Origin of the sequence: Nocardia sp. NPDC060255 (genome assembly GCF_042727395.1) — a bacterium.
Classification (GTDB): domain Bacteria; phylum Actinomycetota; class Actinomycetes; order Mycobacteriales; family Mycobacteriaceae; genus Nocardia.
The window spans coordinates 44,523-52,406 of record NZ_JBHXAU010000027.1 but is presented as its reverse complement, the minus strand read 5'-3'; the positions used below and the strand labels follow the sequence as shown (position 1 = coordinate 52,406).

The 7,884-nt window shown below is 66.6% G+C and carries 4 protein-coding genes; 3 read left to right on the top strand and 1 reads right to left on the bottom strand.

Going from position 1 to position 7,884, the window contains the following annotated elements:
* Positions 1-34: 34 nt before the first annotated feature.
* A complete protein-coding gene (locus ACFWF1_RS35810) occupies positions 35-703 on the bottom strand; it encodes a TetR/AcrR family transcriptional regulator (RefSeq protein ID WP_379283683.1) in 669 nt (222 codons plus the stop codon).
* Between the two features lie 361 nt (positions 704-1,064).
* On the opposite strand from ACFWF1_RS35810, the gene ACFWF1_RS35805 reads away from it, so the two are divergent.
* From ACFWF1_RS35805 to ACFWF1_RS35795, 3 genes are read left to right on the top strand one after another with little or no spacing between them, the layout of a single operon-like run.
* Positions 1,065-1,412: a WXG100 family type VII secretion target gene (locus ACFWF1_RS35805; RefSeq protein WP_379283684.1), complete on the top strand. Its 348-nt coding sequence runs from the start codon at positions 1,065-1,067 to the stop codon at positions 1,410-1,412.
* Between the two features lie 50 nt (positions 1,413-1,462).
* Complete coding sequence (locus ACFWF1_RS35800) at positions 1,463-1,954, top strand: YbaB/EbfC family nucleoid-associated protein (RefSeq protein ID WP_379283685.1); 492 nt, start codon at positions 1,463-1,465, stop codon at positions 1,952-1,954.
* 12 nt (positions 1,955-1,966) lie between these two features.
* A complete protein-coding gene (locus tag ACFWF1_RS35795; protein WP_379322252.1) occupies positions 1,967-7,882 on the top strand; it encodes a hypothetical protein in 5,916 nt (1,971 codons plus the stop codon).
* Positions 7,883-7,884: the final 2 nt, after the last annotated feature.

The window sequence follows — 7,884 nt, the reverse complement described above, 5'->3', positions numbered from 1 at the left end:
CCAGGGGGATACTCCGCAGCGTTGGCCTCGGCGATTATTCATGCTCCGGTTCGAGCAGTGCGGTGCGCATCGCCGTGGCATGCCATTGTTCGAAATCCTGGTGGCTCCAGCCGCGTTCGTCGACCAAGCGCTGGTAGTTCGTGTACTGGAGTTGTAACCACAGCACATCGGTTGCGGCGTCGGGGGAGATGCCGCGCCGCAACGGCCCGGTCGCGGCGATGGCGGCGACGACGCTTCCGGCCGTCTCCAGCAGCTGCCGCTGCGTTGACTTCAAGAGCTCCGCCAGGTCAGGGTCGGTGCCTGCGGCCTGCTCGAGGACGACCTGCAGTGGTCGCACGCGCTGCATCTGGGCTGCGGTGTGCGCGGCGAACTCTTCGAGAAGGCGTCGCGGGTCGGTGATGGTGAGGATTTTCGTCGTCGTCGAGTCGATCGCGATTGTGCCGTTGTCTGCTGCGGTCAGCTGACCGTCGGTGGCCGCGTACTGGCGAGCGAGCGCGAAAAGCTGGGCCTTGTTGCCCGCGGCGAAGACGGTCGGGCGGGAAACGCCTGCGCAGGAAGCGATCTGGTCGATGGTGGCGCCACCGTATCCGCGTTCCGCGAACACCTGCACTGCCGCCTGCACCACGATGTCGCGGGTGCGCCGCGCAGCCTCTTCGCGCACCGGGGAACGGTAGGCGCGCTGCAGTCGATTGACGTCTGCCATAAGCTCTGGTTTACTCTCAGTCATGTCATTTTACTGAAGGTCAACTCAAATGTGAGGCTGACATGGACGGTGCCGGAATCGCAGCGTCAAGGAACTGGGACTGCCTGATCGCCGGTGCCTGTCCTGAGGTGGGTGCCGCGGTCCGGACCGGCCGCACCGACCGAGCCGAGCGCCTGCGTGCGGTGCCCTCGGCGGGGTGTAGATGTCGTCGGTCTCATGCGGTCTCTTCTCCTGCCCCTTGCGGCGGGTGTCCGCCGAAATTGGTTTTGCTTCGACGAGAAGCATATCAGTCGAGTGCGCGAAGAGGTCGTAACGCGAGGGTAATGCTTTCTGGGGCGCCGATTATGGACAGGGCAGAATAGTGGAAGAATCCATCAACATCGATCCGGACGGATTGCGTTCGGCGGCAGCGATGTTCGACGATATCACCGACCAACTCAAAAAGCTTACGGACACCCTGGTTAATTCTACCAACGGCGAGGGTGAAGCATGGGGTGACGACCGGCTCGGCAAGAAATTTGCCAAGGGTGACAAGGGATATCTGGTCGGCCGGGATAATTCTTTCAAAAACCTGTCGCAGCTCGCCGACATACTCGGTCAGAATGCGACGAACCTGCGGGACACGGCGAATGTCTTCGAGGAAAACGAGAAGGCTCAGTCCGGTCGGCCGCTTCGGTCCTCGGCCATACATAGGAAGCCCGGGCAGTAACCAATGTTCAGCGTTGCGGTACGGCTAGACCTACGATGCGGAGGCCCCCGGTGGTGAACGAACGGCTGCAGGCCGATGCCGCGATGATGCTGGAAGCTCTGTCGGAGCAAATGCGGGGTCTTTCGAAAATTCAGCGAGATCGTGCTCGGCTCACCGCGACCGTGACCGCGTGTGAGAAGCGGATCAGCGTGACCGTGAATGCCGATGGCATTCTCATCGAGACCCGGTTCGCCGACGATATCGGTGACCTGACCTACGCCGATATCGCCGCGGCGATGACCGAGGCCGTGCAGGGCGCCGCCAGGAAGGTGAACGAGCAGGGCCGCCTGCTGATGGAGCCGCTGCGGGAGCGCAAGGATCGGTTGCCGCATCTGTCGGATCTGGTCGAGGACATGCCGGATGTCCGGTCGATGATTCCGGTGCCGCCGCCGGTGTCGACCGCGCCGCCGAACTCGCCGGAGCGCCGCTACGACGACGACCCGGGTTTCGGCGATGCCGAGCCGCTGCGCCGCCGGTCGATGATCAACGGTCTCGACGAGTAAGGCCGTTGCGGGATGAGTTTGTATCTGCCGCCGGAGTTGCGTTGGCTGGGGTGGATCGCCGGCGGTGCGTGGCCGGACGGTGACGAGGACAACGTCTGGGCGGTTGCCAGCGCCTACCGTACGGCCGGCGAGGCGCTGCGGAAACTGACACCGGAAATCGCGGACGTCAAACGCGCCGCGGTCGAGGCTTATCCCGAGGGTGTCGGCGGCGACAAAATCGGCGCGCTGTTCGACCAGATGCTGACCGGCGATCAGTCGATGGATTCGCTGGGGCATTTCATGGACCAGATCGCCGACGCCGCCGAAGAGTTCGGCACATCGATTCAGGGCGCGAAGCTGATGACCATCGTCTCGCTGGTGGCATTGGCCATCGAAATCGCGTGGGCCTGGGCTACTTTCCCGCCGACCGCACCAATCGTTGAGGTGGCCGAGGAGGCAGCGACCCAAATCGTGGTGCGCCGCCTCGAAATACAAGTCCAGGAAAAGATCGCGGCGAAGGCGGCGGCGACATTCGCGGGGAAGTTCGCGAACCTCGGCAAGCATTGGATCGTGAAAATCCTGGAGGGGGCGCTCATCTCCGGTGGACTGGACGCCCTTGTGCAGGTCGGTCAGATGGGACCGGGTGGGCACCGGAAGCATTTCAACTGGAAAGAGTTCGGGGCATCGTTGGCCGCGGGTGGCGCCGGCGCGCCGTTCGGCCGGGCGGCGGCGAACTGGATGAACAAGTACACGACGAAGTTCTTCGGGAACAAGCTGGAGAATCCGTGGGTTCGGGCTGGGAACGGCGTGATCGTCGGGGTCGGTTCCAGCCCGGTGTTCGGCTTTTTCGGTGGCGTCGGTGCCGGGTTGGTGACCGGTGATTGGTCCGAGACGCTCGGCAACCCGCACGGCTGGGTCGGCGGCGTGGCACACGGTGGGCTCGGGGGCGGTGCCAAGGCCTATTTCGGCAATAATCGGTTCAGCAACAAGCGCTTCGAGGTCGAGTGGAAGCTGCCCGGGGACGGGTCGGTGCGCAACCTGGCGCGGGGCGGATTCTCGTTCGACCCGGGCGGGGACGGAACCCAGGGTTCTCGGAACGGCCTCGCGGGCAACGGATTCGGCGGCGAGCATGTCACGAACCAGAATCCGTCGGCCGGATCGAGCGGGTCGCGGGGTGGCGATCGAGACGTCTTCGACGGTCCCCGATCTCCTGGTGACCGGTCGGGATCGTCTGCGAGCGAGCAGGTTTCGCGGGCGACGCACCCGGCCTCAGGTACCGGGCACAGCAATTCGGAGCGGCCGGTCACGTCACCGTCCAACAGGAACTCGCAGTTCGGCCAGGGCAGCTCAGGCGGCTCGCATCCGGACAGCTCGAGCACGAGATCGCAAGTGTCCCCGGCTACGGGGAACAATCGCAATGGCGGTACGTCGGACGGTACGTCCAGTTCCTGGCGGTATGAGCCGCTCTCGAGCGGTAGCTCGCACTCGGTCAGTGGGTCATCGAACGGCGGCTCGGGCTCGTCGAGCGGGTCGGCGAATGGCAGCTCAGGTTCGGCGAGCGGGTCGACGAGCGGTGGCTCGCACTCGTCGAATGGGTCGGCGAGCGGTGGCTCGGGTTCGCCGAGTGGATCGTCGGCCGCTGGGGACCGCCGGGGTGCGTCTCCGGCATTCTCGAATCATTCCGGGAGCAGCGGAAGTTCGTCCGCCTCGGAGGGATCGCCGCCGTCGAGAGCGTCATCGTCGAACCAGTCCGTCGACAGTCGCGGCTCGTCGGTGATCAGCCGGGCGAGCGATGGGCCTGCGGGCGATCCGCCCGCGACGCGTCCATCGCCCGCGAGCGACGGTTCGGTGTCGCAAACGCCCAAGGGCGGTATCCAGACGTCGTCACGCTCGACACCCGACTCGAATATCGTTGCGGGACAATCGCAGCGCGGCCCGGCATCGGTGTCATCGGTGAGTTCGAACGAATCGAGTGTGCCACCGCGTTCGTCGGCTGTGTCGTCGGTGAGTTCGAGTGATTCCGGGCAGCCGCCACGCCGTCCAGCCGGGCTGAATCTCGAGGGGCCGCCATCGCAGCGTTCGCCGGAGTCCGGTGTCTCACCGCAGGGCCAGCGGCTGTCGGGCGGGGAGACGCCGCTGTTGCCACGCCGTCCAGCGGGGCCGAATCTCGAGGGGCCGCTACCGCGTTCGCCGGGTTCGGAGATGAGTTCGGACAACCCGAAGTCGTCGCGGTTCTCGGCGCCAGGTGCCGGCTCCGGTGACCAGCTGCCGCCGGTTCGGCGCACACCGTCGGATTCAGGAGGTGGCTCGCCGTCGCGGCAGCGTCCGCCGGAGTCCGGTGCCCCGCCGCAGCGACAGCCGCCGTCGGCGGCGGAGACGCCACGGGGATCGGTTCCGCCGGAACAGCATTCGAGTCCGAGCGGGCGGCGTGGGCCCGATGACGCCGAGCCGGGTGTCCGGACGTTCGAGGGCGATCAGGAGCATCCGAACTGGACGCGCGGTGAGTCGGGTGACGTGGTGGTCACCTCGCCCGATGGCACCGAGCATTGGGTGGACAAGCACGAGAACATCTTCCTCGGGCGACCCGAGGACCAGCAGTGGATCAAGATAGCTCCGGATCGCTCGGTCGAATTCGTGCTCAAGACCGGCAATGATCCTGTGGCGGAACCGGGTTCGCGGGCCGGTGGTCCGGCCCGCGAGGGCGAGGTCATCGTCCGGGACGACGGTACCGAGCACACGGTGCTCACCGACGGTTCGGTACGGACGAAGTCCCCGGACGGGTCGACGACGATCGTCCGGCGAAACGGCAGCGCGGAGCTGCGTTCGCCGTGGGACGACCGGACGCACTTCGATCCGGACGGCACCACCACCTACACCCGGCCGGACGACCCGACGACGGTCACCACGCATGACAACACCGTGCACATCGGCACGCCGGGGCGGCACCGGGACGAGGACGACAACCTGGTTGTCACCTCCCCGGACGGAACCAGGCATGTGGTCGGCGACGACCGGACCATTCTGGTGGGTCGTCCCGGTGATCCGCAGTTGCTGAAGGTCGAGGCCGATCGTTCGATCGTGTTCGTCGGCCCGGACGGCACCAGCCCGTCGGCTCATCCCGGGGCGACTTCGGGCAAAGGGAGCGGAGTGCAGTCGCCGACGTTCACTCGGCGCGATGGCGTCTCGCACACCGTGCTGGACGACGGCTCGGTGCGGACGAAGTCCCGGGGCGATTGGACCACGATCGTAAGACCCAACAGGGCAACGGAATTCATCTCGCCCACCGGCGAAAGGACCGTGCACAAGGCGGACGACACCGTGGTCGAGTCCGGGCCTGGCAAGCCGACCGTGGTTACCGCCCCCGACCAGACCAGGCTGACGACCGAGCACAACAACACGGTCACTGTCGACCATCCCGACGGCACCACGCATGTGGTGTTCGATGCCACGGATACGCAGGGCGGCGGGCGCACCCGGCACCCGGATCAGACGGTGATCCATCACGACCTGAGCGACACCTCGAAAGTCGGGATGCGTGATCGGCTCGGCGGCTTCGGCGAGGACGGTCCGCGCAAGCCCGGTGTCGTGCACATGGATCGGCCCGACGGGATCACCCTGGAGTCAACGCCCAAGGGCATCAAGGTATTCGACAGTGACGACACTACCTATGAGCGGGGTCCGAAGGGATCTGTGCACGTCACCAAGCCGAACGGGGACACCGAGACGCGGTCGGCGAAGGAGCCGATCGAGCTGGCCGACGGCTCGCAGTTGGAGCGGACGCCCAACGGCTTCCGGGTCACGCACAAGAGCGATGAATCGGTCTCCGAGGTCGAGCCGCACGGGGTCACCTTCACCGACGCTGACGGTGTGGTGCGTGGGACACGATCGGACGGAACGGCTTTCGTCGACCATGGCGCCGACGGTCCGCTGCGTGAGGTCCGTGCCGACGGGGCGGTGCGGATCACGGCGCCGGACGAGACGAAGTGGGGTAGCAGGGGCGACGGCACCACCTGGACTGTCGACGACAAGAACAAGGTGCACGTCTCCGCTCCCGACGGGACAATCGCACCGCCGGTCGACCGGATGAGTCCCTATGTCGCCGGTGCCCACCTGACCGCCAAGATCAAGCCGCACCCGCTGAACGGCAACAATGAGCTCGGCGACGGGTACACGGCGCCGGACGCGCCGCTCGCCGACGACTGGATTCCGCCGGGGTACGACAACAGCCAGGCACCGCCGGACCCGGACTATCCGGGACCGCCGGATCCGGATGCGCAGGAACAGTATTGGGGTCCCCTGTACCGCTGGGATCCCTCGGATATGGACTCCTGGCCGCCGCCGGATGATGATCCGTATAACGATGGCCCACCGAATCCCGGTCCGTACGAGAACAATCGGAACTTCCAAGGGCCAGGAGGGGACGACCACGATCAGGGCCCCGGTGGCTCCTGGCACAGTGGGGATTCCAGTGGCTCCGGGCGCGGCGACTCCGGCGATTACGGCCACGGCGGAGATTCCGGCGGCTCCAGTCGCGGCAACTCCGGTGGTTACGGCCGTGGTGGCAATGCCGGTGGATCGGGTGGTTCCGGTGACGATGGCGGCAGCTCCGGCACGTCGGGCCACAGTGGCGGCTCCGGCGGTGATCACCGCTCGCCGGACAACGACCGGCCGCCGCCGCGGCAGTCGCCGCCACCACCTCGACCGGACCCGGCGATGGTGGCGAGGATGCTGCAGAACCTGCACGCGGCCGAGAATATGATGCCGCCGCTGGGTATGGGTGATTCGTTCCTGTCGCCGGGCGGGAGTAACGGCGAGGGGACGAACGGTCAGGGCGAGCCGTCGCCGGACTTCTGGCGTCTGGGTCCCGGCAACGCTTCGCCGACGTCGTCGGGTAGTTCGGTCGACCGACCGGGACCGGAAGGTTCGACCGGGGCGTCGAACTCGTCGCGGCAACTCCGGCCGGGCGACGGAAACAGTTCCGGCCAGTCCGATCCGTCTGCTCAGCACCGGGGCCTAGACCAGCCGGGACAGTCACGTTCAGGCGATCCCGGACTCGGAACCTCCGATCAACCCGGCTCCCCGAACAATCCCATTGCCGGGAATCGGTCGGATCAATCGCAGGATACGACTAGACAGGGCGCTCCGGGCACGCAGCATCATCCGGGAACCTCCGGCGACGAGGGCGAGCCGGATCGTTCAGGGACACCGCGGAATTCGGCCGGCCAGCAATCGCCGGTTCCGTCCGGAGACCCGAAAGAAACTGGTGGCGAGAGCAATTCGGAATCGACCGAGCCGGGAGGTCGACCGGGAGTTGACGACAACACGGGGACTCCGGGATCCGAGAATCAACGGGATTCGGCAGACCCGGCGGTAGGCGATGATGCTGGAAGCCATTCGGGTGTAACGGATTCCGCAGATCCGTCCCGCGGTGCCGGTGCCGGGGACAATTCGGGTGCTCCAGGTTCCGGAGACCAGCACGGTGCACCGGGGGCCGAAAGCCATCCAGGAGACCCGCAACATCCGGGTGCGCAACTGGATCCGGATCAGCATCCGGGAGTGCCTGGGCAGCAAGAGAATTCCGGGTCGAGCGGGAACGGGACGCAGTCGTCCACACCGAGGATGCCTGCGATGCCGGACGGGCACCAACCCGCCGCGCCGTCCGCACCAGGCGGGGCCCCCTCCGCATCCGGGGCCCCGCCACCGGGAACTTCGCCCGGCGGTGCCCCCGGGGCGCGGCAGCAGTCGCGCCGAAACCGCAAGAAGGACGACACGCCGCGCAAGAAGCCGAAGTCGATGCTCATGCCCTCGCCGGACGAGGAACCCGAGCAACGCGCCGGACCCGGCGACTCGACCGACGTCCCGTTCACTTTGGGAGCTTCGCCCTCCGCGACCGAGCCGGTCATAGAGAGGCGACCCACCACGACGACCAGGAGTACTACAGATGGCTGACG

Bases quoted from the DNA above. Each gene is read 5' to 3' on its own strand.
- ACFWF1_RS35810 (WP_379283683.1), bottom strand. From the start codon at position 703: ATGGCAGACGTCAATCGACTGCAGCGCGCCTACCGTTCCCCGGTGCGC.
- ACFWF1_RS35795 (WP_379322252.1), top strand. From the start codon at position 1,967: ATGAGTTTGTATCTGCCGCCGGAGTTGCGTTGGCTGGGGTGGATCGCC.